The sequence below is a fragment of the Winogradskyella sp. HB-48 genome (assembly GCF_049942685.1).
Classification (GTDB): domain Bacteria; phylum Bacteroidota; class Bacteroidia; order Flavobacteriales; family Flavobacteriaceae; genus Winogradskyella.
Window position 1 is genome coordinate 235,948 of sequence record NZ_CP187934.1, and the last position, 14,403, is coordinate 250,350.

The 14,403-nt window shown below is 35.6% G+C and carries 11 protein-coding genes and 5 tRNA genes; 1 reads left to right on the forward strand and 15 read right to left on the reverse strand.

All coding sequences use genetic code 11. The features are described 5' to 3' along the window. Nucleotides 1-56 precede the first annotated feature (56 nt). Entirely contained in the window at nucleotides 57-287 is a 231-nt protein-coding gene (locus tag ACPX19_RS01080; RefSeq protein ID WP_426430969.1) for a (4Fe-4S)-binding protein, read from the forward strand. Nucleotides 288-613: 326 nt separating this feature from the next. Here ACPX19_RS01080 and ACPX19_RS01085 read toward each other — a convergent pair whose 3' ends face one another. The 15 genes from ACPX19_RS01085 to ACPX19_RS01155 all read right to left on the reverse strand — a co-directional run bounded on the left by ACPX19_RS01085 (nucleotide 614) and on the right by ACPX19_RS01155 (nucleotide 14,354). Beyond that, the gene (locus ACPX19_RS01085) at nucleotides 614-931 is read right to left on the reverse strand and encodes a DUF3467 domain-containing protein (RefSeq protein ID WP_426430970.1); all 318 of its coding nucleotides are present in this window, start codon (nucleotides 929-931) and stop codon (nucleotides 614-616) included. A gap of 140 nt (nucleotides 932-1,071) precedes the next feature. Further along, nucleotides 1,072-5,373: a DNA-directed RNA polymerase subunit beta' gene (rpoC, locus tag ACPX19_RS01090; RefSeq protein ID WP_426430971.1), complete on the reverse strand. Its 4,302-nt coding sequence runs from the start codon at nucleotides 5,371-5,373 to the stop codon at nucleotides 1,072-1,074. Between the two features lie 76 nt (nucleotides 5,374-5,449). Then, nucleotides 5,450-9,262, reverse strand: a complete 3,813-nt coding sequence (gene rpoB / locus ACPX19_RS01095; RefSeq protein WP_426430972.1) for a DNA-directed RNA polymerase subunit beta — start codon at nucleotides 9,260-9,262, stop codon at nucleotides 5,450-5,452. Between the two features lie 123 nt (nucleotides 9,263-9,385). Continuing rightward, nucleotides 9,386-9,766 (reverse strand): 50S ribosomal protein L7/L12, encoded by a 381-nt coding sequence (gene rplL, locus ACPX19_RS01100; protein ID WP_426430973.1) that lies wholly within the window; start codon nucleotides 9,764-9,766, stop codon nucleotides 9,386-9,388. 58 nt (nucleotides 9,767-9,824) lie between these two features. Beyond that, entirely contained in the window at nucleotides 9,825-10,346 is a 522-nt protein-coding gene (rplJ, locus tag ACPX19_RS01105) for a 50S ribosomal protein L10 (RefSeq protein ID WP_426430974.1), read from the reverse strand. Between the two features lie 19 nt (nucleotides 10,347-10,365). Beyond that, complete coding sequence (gene rplA / locus ACPX19_RS01110) at nucleotides 10,366-11,055, reverse strand: 50S ribosomal protein L1 (protein WP_426430975.1); 690 nt, start codon at nucleotides 11,053-11,055, stop codon at nucleotides 10,366-10,368. Between the two features lie 10 nt (nucleotides 11,056-11,065). Next, nucleotides 11,066-11,506: a 50S ribosomal protein L11 gene (rplK, locus tag ACPX19_RS01115; protein WP_426430976.1), complete on the reverse strand. Its 441-nt coding sequence runs from the start codon at nucleotides 11,504-11,506 to the stop codon at nucleotides 11,066-11,068. A gap of 68 nt (nucleotides 11,507-11,574) precedes the next feature. After that, complete coding sequence (nusG, locus tag ACPX19_RS01120; protein WP_426430977.1) at nucleotides 11,575-12,120, reverse strand: transcription termination/antitermination protein NusG; 546 nt, start codon at nucleotides 12,118-12,120, stop codon at nucleotides 11,575-11,577. Between the two features lie 20 nt (nucleotides 12,121-12,140). After that, nucleotides 12,141-12,335: a preprotein translocase subunit SecE gene (gene secE, locus ACPX19_RS01125; RefSeq protein ID WP_426430978.1), complete on the reverse strand. Its 195-nt coding sequence runs from the start codon at nucleotides 12,333-12,335 to the stop codon at nucleotides 12,141-12,143. A 110-nt stretch (nucleotides 12,336-12,445) separates the two neighbouring features. Further along, a tRNA-Trp gene (locus tag ACPX19_RS01130) sits at nucleotides 12,446-12,518 on the reverse strand. A 63-nt stretch (nucleotides 12,519-12,581) separates the two neighbouring features. After that, nucleotides 12,582-13,769, reverse strand: coding sequence for an elongation factor Tu (tuf, locus tag ACPX19_RS01135; protein WP_426430979.1), 1,188 nt, complete (start codon nucleotides 13,767-13,769; stop codon nucleotides 12,582-12,584). 69 nt (nucleotides 13,770-13,838) lie between these two features. Then, nucleotides 13,839-13,910, reverse strand: a tRNA-Thr gene (locus tag ACPX19_RS01140). A 54-nt stretch (nucleotides 13,911-13,964) separates the two neighbouring features. Beyond that, nucleotides 13,965-14,037, reverse strand: a tRNA-Gly gene (locus ACPX19_RS01145). Nucleotides 14,038-14,143: 106 nt separating this feature from the next. After that, a tRNA-Tyr gene (locus ACPX19_RS01150) sits at nucleotides 14,144-14,226 on the reverse strand. Nucleotides 14,227-14,280: 54 nt separating this feature from the next. Next, nucleotides 14,281-14,354 (reverse strand) — tRNA-Thr (locus tag ACPX19_RS01155). Between the last annotated feature and the right edge of the window lie 49 nt (nucleotides 14,355-14,403).

Consider the following 14,403-nt stretch of genomic DNA (forward strand, 5'->3'; position numbering starts at 1 on the left):
TTGACAGTCAATATCTAATTTGATAATAAGATTAACCCCAAACTAATCTACTTATTATGGATGTAAACGCAAACGTTTTCAGTAATAAGGATATTACTGTAACCTATGAACCTCGTTGTTGTGTAAATGCAGGTATTTGCGCAAAACAACTTTCAGAAGTATTTAGAAATTCTGTAATTCCATGGATTAATTTAGATGGTGCACAAACTGATGTGATTGTAAATCAAATTAAAAAATGTCCATCAGGAGCATTAAAGTATCATCTAAATCAAAAAGATGTGGCTTAGAATTTACTTTTAAGTAATAAAAGATCCTTGCAGTAAGTTTTACTGTAAGGATCTTTTATTTTTTATGATTTTTGACTAAAAAATAGCAAATAATCTATTTAAAGCAATTTAAAGGCGTTTAACTGTTTTTATTTAATAACTACAATCCTTAATTTAAATCGCCTTTATAATCCATTTAAATACGTATTTTATAATTACTATTTTAAATGCTAAAATAAATTTCCATATAATTTAGTTATACATCTTTATGCCTGACCTGTTGGTCCAAAATTCAATGGAATTGGTGGTTGCTGTATGGAAACATTTCTCGCAACCACAATTTAAATTTAAGCCTGACCTGTTGGTCCGAAGTTCAAAGGAATTGGTGGTTGCTCGTAATCTTTGATTTCACCATGGGCTTTTTCAAAACGGGCCACATTATCACCTAAAGCCTTTAGCAAACGTTTTGCATGTTGAGGTGTTAAAATTATTCTAGACTTCACTTTACTTTTTGGTGTGCCTGGCATTATACTAACAAAATCTACTACAAATTCAGAAACAGAATGGTTTATAATTGCTAAGTTAGAATAGGTTCCTTCCGCTACACTTTCATCTAGTTCTATATTAATTTGACCTTTTTTTGGGGTCTTTTTTTCTTCTGACATAATATTTGGTTTTAATTAAAAAGCCTTCAAACTTTAATAGAATGAAGGCTCTTATTTATTAAGATTCTTACATCATTCGTAGATTACTATTCATAATTAATGAACTCATGAATCTTCGATTTCGCAAGAATGACAAACTTTTAATTAAAGTTCATTTCTTCTTTAGCTTTCATCATTTGGTCAAACTCTTCTTTGGAACCAACAATAATGTTATCATAAGCTCTAACACCAGTACCAGCTGGTATTCTGTGACCTACAATTACATTCTCTTTAAGTCCCTCTAAAGCATCTACCTTACCACTAACTGCTGCTTCATTAAGAACTTTTGTTGTTTCTTGGAATGATGCTGCAGAGATAAACGATTTAGTTTGTAATGACGCTCTTGTAATACCTTGTAAAATAGGTGTTGCAGTGGCTGGCTGTGCATCTCTGGCAGTTACAAGATTCTTATCCTCTCTACGTAAAATAGAGTTTTCGTCTCTTAGTTGTCTAACCGTTATGATTTGACCTGATTTTAAATTCTCAGAATCACCAGCATTTTCTACAACCTTCATTCCAAAAATCTTATCGTTTTCTTCAATGAAATCGTCTTTATGTACTAATTGATTTTCTAAGAAAATAGTATCGCCAGAATCCATAATTCTAACTTTACGCATCATCTGTCTTACAACAACTTCAAAGTGCTTATCGTTAATCTTTACACCCTGTAAACGATATACTTCTTGTACCTCGTTAACCAAGTATTGTTGTACAGCTGAAGGGCCTTTAATATTAAGAATATCATTTGGTGTTACAGAACCATCAGATAATGGCATGCCTGCCTTAACATAATCATTTTCTTGTACAAGAATCTGATTAGATAATTTAACTAAGTATTTCTTAACCTCACCTAGTTTAGATTCTATGACAATCTCACGGTTACCACGCTTTATCTTACCAAATGACACTACACCATCAATCTCACTCACTACAGCTGGGTTAGATGGGTTACGTGCTTCAAATAGTTCGGTTACACGAGGAAGACCACCAGTAATATCACCTGCTTTAGCTGATTTACGAGGAATTTTAACTAAAATCTTACCGACTTCAATTTTATCTCCATCATCAATCATAATATGAGCACCTACTGGCAAGTTATATGAACGTATAGTTTCGCCTTTCTTATCTTCAATCAATAATGTTGGAATCAACTTCTTGTTTCTAGATTCTGAAATTACTTTTTCTTGGAAACCAGTTTGCTCATCAATTTCTACTTGATAAGTTACACCTTGCTCGATGTTTTCATACTTCACTTTACCAGCAAATTCTGAAATAATTACACCATTGTATGGATCCCACTGACAGATAACGTCACCTTTCTTAACTTGAGCATCTGGCTTAACAAAAATATGAGAACCGTAAGGGATATTATTTGTACTTAAGACAATACCTGTTTTGGCATCTACTAACTTTAATTCTGAAGTTCTTGAGATAACAACATCAACATCTTTTCCTTCGCTATCTTTTGTTTTAACAGTTTTAAGGTCATCTATTTCTGCTATACCATCAAACTTAACAGTTAATTTATTTTCTTCTGAAATGTTACCTGCAATACCACCTACGTGGAATGTACGTAAGGTTAACTGTGTACCTGGCTCACCAATAGACTGTGCGGCTACTACACCAACAGCTTCACCTCGTTGTACCATTTTACCAGTAGCAAGGTTACGTCCGTAACACTTAACACAGATACCTTGTTTTGCTTCACAAGTTAATGGCGAACGCACTTCAATAGTCTCTAATGCTGAATTACCAATTTTCTTAGCGATATTGTCATCGATATGGCTTCCAGCTTCTATGATTAATTCTTCTGTATGCGGATCGTAAACATCGTTTAATGAAGTTCTACCTACAATACGAGACTCTAAAGATTCTACAACTTCTTCATTTTTCTTAAGTGCAGACACCTCAATACCTCTTAATGTACCACAGTCTTTTTCATAAATGATTACATCTTGGGAAACGTCTACTAGACGACGTGTTAAGTAACCTGCATCGGCCGTTTTAAGGGCCGTATCTGCAAGACCTTTACGAGCGCCGTGAGTAGAGATAAAGTATTCTAAAATTGAAAGTCCTTCTTTAAAGTTAGAAAGAATTGGGTTCTCAATAATTTCTCCACCACCAGCGTTAGATTTTTTAGGTTTTGCCATTAATCCACGCATACCCGTTAACTGACGAATCTGCTCTTTAGATCCACGAGCACCAGAATCTAACATCATAAATACTGAGTTGAATCCTTGTTGATCTTCACGGATACGCTTCATAGATAATTCCGTCAATTCAGCATTTGTGGAAGTCCAAATATCAATAACTTGGTTATAACGTTCGTTATTAGTAATAAGACCCATGTTATAGTTACCCATGATGCCATCAACTTGTCTGTTGGCAGCATCAATCATAGCATGCTTTTCTTCAGGAATAATAATATCCCCTAAACTAAATGATAATCCTCCTTGGAATGCAAACTTATATCCTAAAGTCTTGATTTCATCTAAGAATTCAGCTGTTTCTGGGACTGAGGTTACTTTCAAGATTTTACCAATGATATCTCTTAAAGATTTCTTAGTCAATACTTCATTAACATATCCTGCTTGCTCTGGCACTTTTTCGTTAAAAAGTACCCTACCAACTGTTGTCTCAATTATCTGAGTAGTCAATACGCCTTCTTCATTGAAGTCTTTAGTTCTAACTTTAATACCTGCATTAAGATCTACTTTCTTTTCATTGTAAGCAATAGTTACTTCTTCTGGAGAATAGAATGTTAGACCTTCACCTTTTACAGTATAAGTATCATCAGTCTTACGAAGCTTGGTCATGTAATAAAGACCAAGAACCATATCCTGAGATGGTACAGTAACTGGTGAACCATTAGCAGGGTTTAATATGTTATGAGAAGCTAACATCAATAATTGAGCTTCTAAGATAGCCTCAGGTCCTAATGGTAAATGCACCGCCATTTGGTCACCATCGAAATCCGCGTTAAATGCAGTACACACTAATGGGTGTAACTGAATTGCTTTACCTTCAATAAGCTTTGGTTGGAATGCTTGAATACCAAGTCTGTGAAGTGTAGGAGCACGGTTTAGTAATACTGGATGTCCTTTAAGAACATTCTCTAAGATATCCCAAACTACAGGCTCTTTTCTATCTATAATTTTCTTTGCAGATTTTACCGTTTTTACAATTCCTCTTTCAATTAATTTTCTAATGATAAAAGGTTTGTAAAGCTCAGCTGCCATATTTTTAGGCAATCCACACTCGAATAATTTTAATTCTGGTCCTACAACAATTACAGAACGTGCAGAGTAATCAACACGCTTACCAAGTAAGTTTTGACGGAAACGTCCTTGCTTACCTTTAAGAGAATCAGATAATGATTTTAATGGTCTATTAGAATCTGTTTTTACCGCAGAAGACTTACGTGTGTTATCAAATAATGAATCTACAGATTCTTGTAACATACGTTTTTCATTACGCAAAATCACTTCTGGTGCTTTTATCTCAACTAATCTCTTAAGACGGTTGTTACGAATAATTACACGACGGTAAAGATCATTTAAATCTGATGTTGCAAAACGGCCACCATCTAAAGGCACTAAAGGTCTTAACTCTGGTGGAATAACAGGAATAGCCTTTAAGATCATCCACTCAGGCTTATTCTCTCTGTTTTCATTAGACTCTCTAAAAGCCTCTACAACTTGAAGACGTTTTAATGCTTCCGTCTTACGTTGTTTAGAAGTTTCGTTATTAGCTTTATGTCTTAATTCGTAAGATAATTCATCTAAGTCTATTCTTGCTAACAAATCAATAAGACACTCAGCTCCCATTTTAGCAATAAACTTATTTGGGTCTGTATCTTCTAGATATTGATTTTCTTGAGGAAGAGATTCTAAGATATTAAGATATTCTTCTTCAGTAAGGAAATCCATTTTTTGAACAGGTTCTCCTTCAGCATTAATTGCAGTTCCTGATTGGATTACAACATAACGCTCATAATAGATAATCATATCTAACTTCTTAGATGGTAATCCAAGAAGGTATCCAATTTTGTTTGGTAACGAACGGAAGTACCAGATATGCGCAACAGGCACAACTAAGTTGATGTGTCCTACTCTATCTCTACGTACTTTCTTCTCTGTTACTTCTACACCACAACGGTCGCATACGATACCTTTGTAACGTATTCTTTTATATTTACCACAAGCACATTCAAAATCCTTTACAGGACCAAAAATACGCTCACAGAACAAACCATCACGCTCAGGTTTGTGAGTTCGATAATTGATAGTTTCTGGCTTTAATACCTCACCACGAGAAGCTGCTAAAACAGATTCTGGTGATGCTAATCCGATAGAAATTTTGTTAAATTTCTCTACTGTATTCTTATCTTGTTTTCTTGCCATTTTTCTTTATAGTCTTAAGTCGTTAGCCTTTAGCCGATAGATATTTATCTACCGACTATAGACTACTAACTATTTTTTACTCTTCTAATCTAATATCTAATCCTAAACCTTTTAACTCATGCATCAATACATTGAACGATTCAGGTAATCCAGGCTCTGGCATTGGCTCACCTTTAACGATAGCTTCGTAAGTTTTAGCTCTACCTATAACATCATCTGATTTTACAGTTAAGATCTCACGCAAAGTACTTGAAGCACCATAGGCTTCAAGTGCCCATACCTCCATCTCACCAAAACGCTGACCACCAAATTGTGCTTTACCACCTAATGGTTGTTGTGTAATTAACGAGTAAGGGCCTATAGAACGTGCGTGCATCTTATCGTCGATCATGTGACCAAGTTTAATCATGTAGATAACACCTACCGTCGCAGGTTGGTCAAAACGATCTCCTGTTCCACCATCATATAAATAAGTATGGCCAAATCTTGGTACACCAGCTTCATCTGTAAATCCATTGATTTGATCTAATGTAGCACCATCAAAAATTGGAGTTGCATAAGTTCTATTTAACTTTTGACCTGCCCAACCTAATACAGTTTCATAAATCTGACCAATGTTCATACGAGAAGGTACACCAAGTGGGTTTAATACAATATCAACTGGAGTTCCATCTTCTAAGAACGGCATATCTTCTTGACGAACAATACGAGCAACAATACCTTTGTTACCGTGACGACCTGCCATCTTATCACCTACTTTAAGCTTACGCTTTTTAGCAATATAAACTTTAGCCAACTTAATGATACCTGCAGGTAACTCATCACCAACAGAAATTGTAAATTTCTCTCGTCTTAATGAACCTTGTAGATCATTTTCCTTAATCTTATAGTTGTGGATTAAATCTGCTACAAGCTCATTTGTGTGATCATCAGTAGTCCACTTTCCTGAAGTTAAATGCGTGTAATCATCAACAGCATTTAACATTTTTAATGTATACTTCTTACCTTTTGGTATGATCTCTTCACCTAAATCATTATAGATACCTTGTGCTGTTTTACCATTTACAATATTGAATAGTTTTTCAACTAAAATTGCTTTTAGATCATCAAAACGCTTGTCATAAGCATCTTCTAATTTTTCTATATCTTCTTTATCCTGAGCTCTCTTACGCTTATCTTTTACCGCTCTAGAAAATAATTTCTTATCGATTACAACACCATTTAATGATGGAGATGCTTTTAAGGATGCATCTTTTACATCACCAGCTTTGTCACCAAATATAGCACGAAGAAGTTTTTCTTCTGGTGTAGGGTCTGATTCACCTTTTGGTGTGATCTTACCAATTAAAATATCACCTGGCTTAATCTCTGCACCAATACGAATCATACCGTTTTCGTCTAAGTCCTTAGTAGCCTCTTCAGAAACGTTTGGTATATCATTGGTTAGCTCTTCGTTACCTAATTTGGTGTCTCTAACCTCTAAAGAATACTCATCAATATGGATAGATGTAAAGATGTCATCACGAACAACTTTTTCAGAAATTACGATTGCATCCTCAAAGTTATACCCTTTCCAAGGCATAAATGCTACTTTCATATTTCTACCAAGTGCTAACTCACCATTTTGAGTTGCATAACCTTCACATAAAACCTGACCTTTAGAAACTTTATCCCCTTTTCTAACGATTGGCTTTAAGTTAATTGAGGTACCTTGATTTGTCTTTCTGAATTTTACTAAAGGATATTCTTTAACATCGCTATCAAAGCTTACCATAGCTTCATCTTCAGTACGTTGGTATTTGATTACGATTTTCTCTGCATCAACATACTCAACAACACCTTCACCCTCAGCATTAATTAACACTCTTGAGTCTGATGCTACCTGACGCTCTAATCCAGTACCAACTATTGGCGCTTCAGGACGTAATAATGGCACAGCCTGACGCATCATGTTAGATCCCATCAAAGCACGGTTAGCATCATCATGCTCTAAGAACGGAATTAAAGATGCTGATATAGAAGCAATCTGATTTGGTGCAACGTCTGTATAGTTAACACTTGTTGGTTCAATAACTGGGAAATCACCTTCCTGACGTGCAATTACTTTATCATGAAGAATCTTACCTTTGCCATCAACTTCAACTGTTGCTTGAGCAATCATCATTTCTTCTTCTTCTTCAGCACTTAAATATGTTGGTGCATTTTTAATATCAACAACTCCTTCTTCAACTTTTCTATATGGTGTTTCGATGAATCCCATAGAATTCACTTTAGCATAAACAGAAAGCGAAGAAATAAGACCAATATTTGGACCTTCTGGTGTTTCAATAGGACATAAACGTCCGTAATGTGTATAGTGAACGTCTCGCACTTCGAAACCTGCTCTTTCTCTTGAAAGACCACCAGGACCTAAAGCTGATAAACGACGCTTGTGAGTTATCTCTGCTAATGGATTAGTCTGATCCATAAACTGAGATAACTGGTTGGTACCAAAGAATGAATTAATTACAGAAGACAAAGTCTTAGCATTAATTAAATCTATTGGTGTAAATACCTCGTTATCACGAACATTCATACGCTCACGAATGGTACGTGCCATACGAGCCAAACCAACACCAAACTGTTGTGATAATTGCTCACCTACAGTACGTACACGACGGTTTGATAAGTGATCGATATCATCAATTTCAGCCTTTGAGTTGATAAGCTCAATTAAATATTTTATAATGGTAATGATATCCTCTTTGGTAAGCACTTGCTTGTCCATACCAATATCAAGACCTAATTTTTTATTCATTCTGTAACGACCTACTTCACCCAAAGAGTAACGTTGGTCTGAGAAGAATAATTTGTCAATAATGCCACGTGCAGTTTCCTCATCTGGTGGTTCTGCATTACGTAATTGACGGTAGATATGCTCAACAGCTTCTTTTTCAGAGTTTGTTGGATCTTTCTGTAATGTATTATGAATAATTGCGTAATCTCCTTGCTGGGCACTTTCTTTATGTAAAAGAACTGTTTTTACGCCTGCTTCAAGGATTTCTTCAATATTATCTTTGTCTATGATTGTGTCACGGTCTAATACTATTTCGTTACGCTCAATAGATACAACTTCTCCTGTATCCTCGTCTACGAAATCTTCATGCCAAGTGTTAAGAACACGAGCGGCAAGTTTACGACCTAAAACTTTCTTTAAACCAGATTTAGAAACTTTTACTTCTTCTGCAAGGTCAAATATTTCTAAAATATCTTTATCACGCTCAAAACCAATAGCACGGAAAAGCGTTGTTACAGGCAATTTTTTCTTTCTATCAATGTAAGCGTACATTACACTATTGATATCTGTAGCAAATTCTATCCAAGATCCTTTGAATGGAATAACTCTTGCTGAATATAACTTAGTACCATTAGCATGGAATGATTGACTAAAGAATACACCTGGTGAACGGTGTAACTGAGATACTACTACACGCTCAGCACCATTGATACAGAATGTACCACTTGGTGTCATGTATGGAATTGTACCTAAATACACATCTTGAACAATTGTTTCGAAATCTTCGTGTTCAGGATCAGTACAGTATAACTTTAATCTAGCTTTTAAAGGAACACTATAGGTTAATCCTCTTTCTATACACTCTTCTATAGTGTAACGTGGAGGATCGATAAAGTAATCTAAAAATTCTAATACAAATTGATTACGAGTATCTGTAATAGGGAAATTTTCCATGAAGGTATTGTACAACCCCTCATTTTCTCTTGCTTCTGACTTTGTTTCTAATTGGAAAAAATCCTGGAAGGATTTAATTTGAATATCCAAAAAGTCTGGGTAATCTGTTCTATTTACAATAGAAGAGAAACTAATTCTTTCAGCCTTTTTTGCTAACATTGATGAACGAGATTTTTATTAAATAAAAACTAAAATATGTATATAACGTTTATATACACAAAAGGGTTTAGGTCTTAGAGGTACACTCCAGACCTAAACCATATGTTGTAGGTTAAGCTGAGCTTACTTAAGCTCAACCTCTGCTCCAGCTTCTTCTAAAGAAGATTTTAAGCCTTCAGCTTCGTCTTTAGATACACCTTCTTTGATGTTACTTGGTGCCCCATCAACTAATTCTTTAGCTTCTTTTAATCCTAAACCAGTTAATTCTTTAACTAATTTAACAACAGCTAACTTAGATGCACCAGCTGCTTTTAATACTACATCAAATTCTGATTTTTCCTCAGCAGCGTCTCCACCACCTGCAGCAGCACCACCTGCAGCAACTGCAACAGCAGCAGCAGCCGGCTCAATACCGTACTCATCTTTTAATATTGTAGCTAATTCGTTAACTTCTTTTACTGTTAAGTTAACTAATTGTTCTGCGAAATCTTTTAAATCTGCCATTTTTTCTATTGTTTTAATCTGTGTTTTTTATTTTATTTTCTAAGTGTGTTCGTTTTAATTATCCTTCTCTTTCGGATAATGTTTTAACTAAACCAGCGATAGTACTTCCACCTGATTTAAGTGCTGAAATAACATTCTTAGCAGGAGATTGTAATATTGTAATAATCTCACCAAGTAATTCTTCTTTCGACTTAATATCAACCAAAGTATCTAATAAATCATCGCCAATATAAATTGCTTCTTCAATGAAAGCACCTTTTAATAAAGGCTTTTCAGATTTCTTACGAAACTCTTTTATAACCTTTGCTGGTGCATTTCCTGTTTCAGAATACATTACCGAAGTGTTTCCTTTTAAAGTAGATGGTAAATCACCGAAATCTTTATCCGATGCTTCCATTGCTTTTTCTAAAAGTGTATTCTTAACTACAGCTAACTTAATGTTAGATTTGAAACACGCTCTTCTTAAATTTGAAGTTGCTGCTGCATCTAATCCTGAAATATCCGTTAAATAGATATTAGTATTCTCTGCTAACTGAGCAGTCAACTCTTCAATTACTACCGATTTTTCTTCTCTTGTCATAATATTCTAAGTTTAACTACTATCCTATTTTTGTATCTATTGCAATACTTGGACTCATGGTACTAGACATGTAAATACTTTTTACATAAGTACCTTTTGCAGCAGTTGGTTTTAATTTGATTAATGTAGTTAACAATTCGTTTGCATTACCAACCAATTTGTCAGAACTAAATGAAGCCTTTCCAATTGGTGCATGTACAATACCTGTTTTATCTACTTTAAAGTCTATCTTACCAGCTTTTACTTCACTAACAGCCTTCCCTATATCCATAGTTACTGTTCCAGTTTTAGGGTTTGGCATAAGACCTCTTGGTCCTAATACTCTACCTAATGGTCCTAACTTACCCATAACGCTTGGCATTGTAACGATAACGTCTACATCTGTCCAACCGTCTTTTATTTTTTGTAAGTAATCATCTAACCCAACATAATCAGCACCAGCTTCTTTAGCTTCGTCTTCTTTATCTGGAGTTACTAATGCAAGAACCTTCATATCTTTACCTGTACCATGTGGTAAAGAAACAACACCACGCACCATCTGATTGGCTTTACGTGGATCTACACCTAATCTTACTGCTAAATCTACTGAAGCATCAAACTTAGTGTATGTGATTTCTTTTAGTAAAGCTGAAGCTTCTTCTAAAGAGTAAAGTTTATTTTTGTCAACTTTAGCTCTTGCTTCTTTTTGCTTTCTTGTTAATCTTGCCATTTGTAAAAATTTAGTTTGGAGCTTCACCTCCTTTAACAGTGATACCCATGGATCTTGCAGTACCTGCTACCATTTTCATAGCTGATCCGAGTTCAAATGCATTTAAATCTTGCATTTTATCTTCTGCAATTGTTTTAATTTGATCCCAAGTTACTCTTGCTACTTTACGTCGGTTAGGTTCTCCTGATCCTTTCTTTACTTTGGCCGCTTCTAATAATTGCACTGCTGCTGGTGGTGTCTTAATTACAAATTCAAAAGATTTGTCTTTGTAAACAGAAATTACCACAGGTAATACTTTACCCGGTTTATCTTGAGTTCTAGCATTAAACTGCTTACAGAACTCCATGATATTAACTCCAGCGGCACCTAAAGCGGGTCCTACCGGTGGCGATGGATTCGCAGCACCTCCCCGAACTTGTAACTTAACTACTTTGTCTAGTTCTTTTGCCATTTTTTAAAATTTAGTGCGCTTATCTATGTTGGAAGCTTAGACTTACGCTATCTTTATTGTAACAATTATTATAACTTTTCAACTTGCATATAACTTAATTCTAGTGGTGTTTTTCTTCCGAAAATTTTCACCATTACCTCAAGCTTACGCTTTTCTTCAAAGATTTTTTCAATAGTCCCATCAAAACCATTGAAAGGTCCATCAATAACCTTAACGGTCTCACCTTTTGTGAATGGAATTGCAATGTTAGCATCAGCTTTAATAGCCAATTCATCTACTTTACCTAACATTCTGTTAACTTCAGACTGTCTTAACGGTACAGGATCACCACCTTTTGTTTCACCTAAAAAACCAATAACATTAGTAATTGATTTGATAATGTGAGGGATCTCTCCACTCAAATTTGCCTGTATCATTATATATCCAGGGAAATAAACTTTTTCTTTATTTATTTTCTTACCGTTACGTATTTGAATGACCTTTTCAGTTGGTACTAAAACCTGATCTACATAATCTTCTAAACCTAATCTTGCGATTTCGTTTTCTATGTAGGTCTTTATTTTGTTTTCTTGACCACTTACTGCCCTAACAACATACCACTTTTTATCTGACATCTTCTCCTTCTTTGTATATGTTAGTTTAATAAATCAAAATAAGCTCTTACCGCTCTGCTAAAAACCGTATCTACTCCCCAAATAGCTAAAGAAAAAATAATTGAGAATACTGCTACAATCACAGTTAATCTCTGAGCTTCTGACCATGGTGTCCATGACACATTGTTTTTTAACTCTTCGAATGATTCTTTTATATATTTCATTAATCCTGCCATTTGTTTATTATTTAAAGGTTTTCTAACCTGTTATCTAATTTCGCACGAGTGATATACACTTCCTTCGACTACACTCAGAACAAGCTTCTCGTCTCGTCATATTTGATTTGCACGGGTTGCGAGACTCGAACTCACGACACCTGGTTTTGGAGACCAGTGCTCTACCAACTGAGCTAAACCCGTAAACAACAATCAAGGCATCCCGAAAAATCAGGATACCTTAATTATTTTATTTAACAATCTTGTTTAGTCTAAGATTTCAGTTACCTGACCAGCACCAACTGTTCTACCACCTTCACGGATAGCGAAACGTAAACCTACGTTCATTGCAATTGGTTGGATTAACTCAACAGTAATAGTTAAGTTATCACCAGGCATAACCATTTCAACTCCGTCAGGAAGCGCAATGTTTCCTGTTACGTCAGTTGTACGTACGTAGAACTGTGGACGGTAATTGTTATGGAATGGAGTATGACGACCACCTTCTTCTTTCTTAAGGATATAAACCTCAGCCTTGAATTTTTTGTGTGGTGTTACAGAACCTGGCTTAACGATTACCATACCTCTAGAGATTTGAGTTTTCTCAATACCTCTTAATAAGATACCAGCATTATCACCTGCTTCACCTCTATCTAATATTTGACGGAACATCTCGATACCAGTAATAGTTGAAGTTAATTTCTCTGCACCCATACCGATAATTTCTACAGGATCGCCAGTTTTAGCAATACCAGTCTCTATACGACCAGTTGCAACAGTACCACGACCTGTAATAGAGAATACATCTTCGATTGGCATTAAGAAAGGCTTGTCCATATCACGAACTGGCTCTTCAATCCATGCATCAACTTGATTCATTAATTCCATTACAGTATCAACCCACTTTTGCTCACCATTAAGGGCTCCTAAAGCAGAACCTGCTACTACAGGACCATTATCACCATCGTACTCATAAAAAGATAATAGATCTCTGATTTCCATCTCAACTAATTCTAATAGCTCCTCGTCGTCAACCATATCTACTTTGTTCATGAATACAACGATACGAGGAATACCTACCTGACGACCAAGTAAGATATGCTCACGAGTTTGTGGCATAGGACCATCTGTTGCAGCAACAACTAAAATAGCACCATCCATTTGAGCAGCACCTGTAACCATGTTTTTTACGTAATCCGCGTGACCTGGACAGTCAACGTGAGCATAGTGACGATTAGCAGTTGCATATTCTACGTGAGAAGTATTAATTGTGATACCTCTTTCTTTTTCTTCTGGTGCATTATCAATCTGGTCGAAAGATTTCGCTTCAGATAAACCTGCATCAGCTAATACTTTAGTAATAGCAGCAGTTAAAGTTGTTTTACCGTGATCTACGTGTCCAATAGTACCAATGTTTAAATGTGGTTTTGAACGATCGAAAGTTGCCTTTGCCATGTTTAATTTATTTTAATCTTATTTAATATTAGTGTTCAATTGTAATTCTAAGTTTCTCCTAGATAAAAGAGCCAATGACGAGATTTGAACTCGTGACCTCTTCCTTACCAAGGAAACGCTCTACCCCTGAGCTACACCGGCGTAAAGTATTTAATATCTCAACTAAGAGACACCTGCCTTCGCAGGTTTTTTTTGAGCGGGAGACCGGGTTCGAACCGGCGACATTCAGCTTGGAAGGCTGACGCTCTACCAACTGAGCTACTCCCGCTTTTATAATTAAGCTTTCTTAATTAATGATTTCAATATTTCAAAGTTTTGGATTAATTAACTATTGTTTATCAACCCAAAGAATCTTGCTTTCGCAAGAATTAATGTGGGGAGAGCAGGATTCGAACCTGCGAAGTCGAAAGACAACGGAGTTACAGTCCGTCCCATTTGGCCGCTCTGGAATCTCCCCAAATCTAAATTCAATATTTCAAAATCAAAACACCTATAAACCTTGGTGTTTTAGAGCCGATAGAGGGACTCGAACCCACGACCTGCTGATTACAAATCAGCTGCTCTAGCCAGCTGAGCTATATCGGCTTTTTGAGTACTTTTTCACAACAATTTATAGCCATAAAAAAGCCCGCTA

Coding starts and splice junctions, on each gene's coding strand:
- ACPX19_RS01080 (WP_426430969.1), top strand. CDS start 57: ATGGATGTAAACGCAAACGTTTTCAGTAATAAGGATATTACTGTAACC.
- ACPX19_RS01085 (WP_426430970.1), bottom strand. CDS start 931: ATGTCAGAAGAAAAAAAGACCCCAAAAAAAGGTCAAATTAATATAGAA.
- rpoC (WP_426430971.1), bottom strand. CDS start 5,373: ATGGCAAGAAAACAAGATAAGAATACAGTAGAGAAATTTAACAAAATT.
- rpoB (WP_426430972.1), bottom strand. CDS start 9,262: ATGTTAGCAAAAAAGGCTGAAAGAATTAGTTTCTCTTCTATTGTAAAT.
- rplL (WP_426430973.1), bottom strand. CDS start 9,766: ATGGCAGATTTAAAAGATTTCGCAGAACAATTAGTTAACTTAACAGTA.
- rplJ (WP_426430974.1), bottom strand. CDS start 10,346: ATGACAAGAGAAGAAAAATCGGTAGTAATTGAAGAGTTGACTGCTCAG.
- rplA (WP_426430975.1), bottom strand. CDS start 11,055: ATGGCAAGATTAACAAGAAAGCAAAAAGAAGCAAGAGCTAAAGTTGAC.
- rplK (WP_426430976.1), bottom strand. CDS start 11,506: ATGGCAAAAGAACTAGACAAAGTAGTTAAGTTACAAGTTCGGGGAGGT.
- nusG (WP_426430977.1), bottom strand. CDS start 12,120: ATGTCAGATAAAAAGTGGTATGTTGTTAGGGCAGTAAGTGGTCAAGAA.
- secE (WP_426430978.1), bottom strand. CDS start 12,335: ATGGCAGGATTAATGAAATATATAAAAGAATCATTCGAAGAGTTAAAA.
- tuf (WP_426430979.1), bottom strand. CDS start 13,769: ATGGCAAAGGCAACTTTCGATCGTTCAAAACCACATTTAAACATTGGT.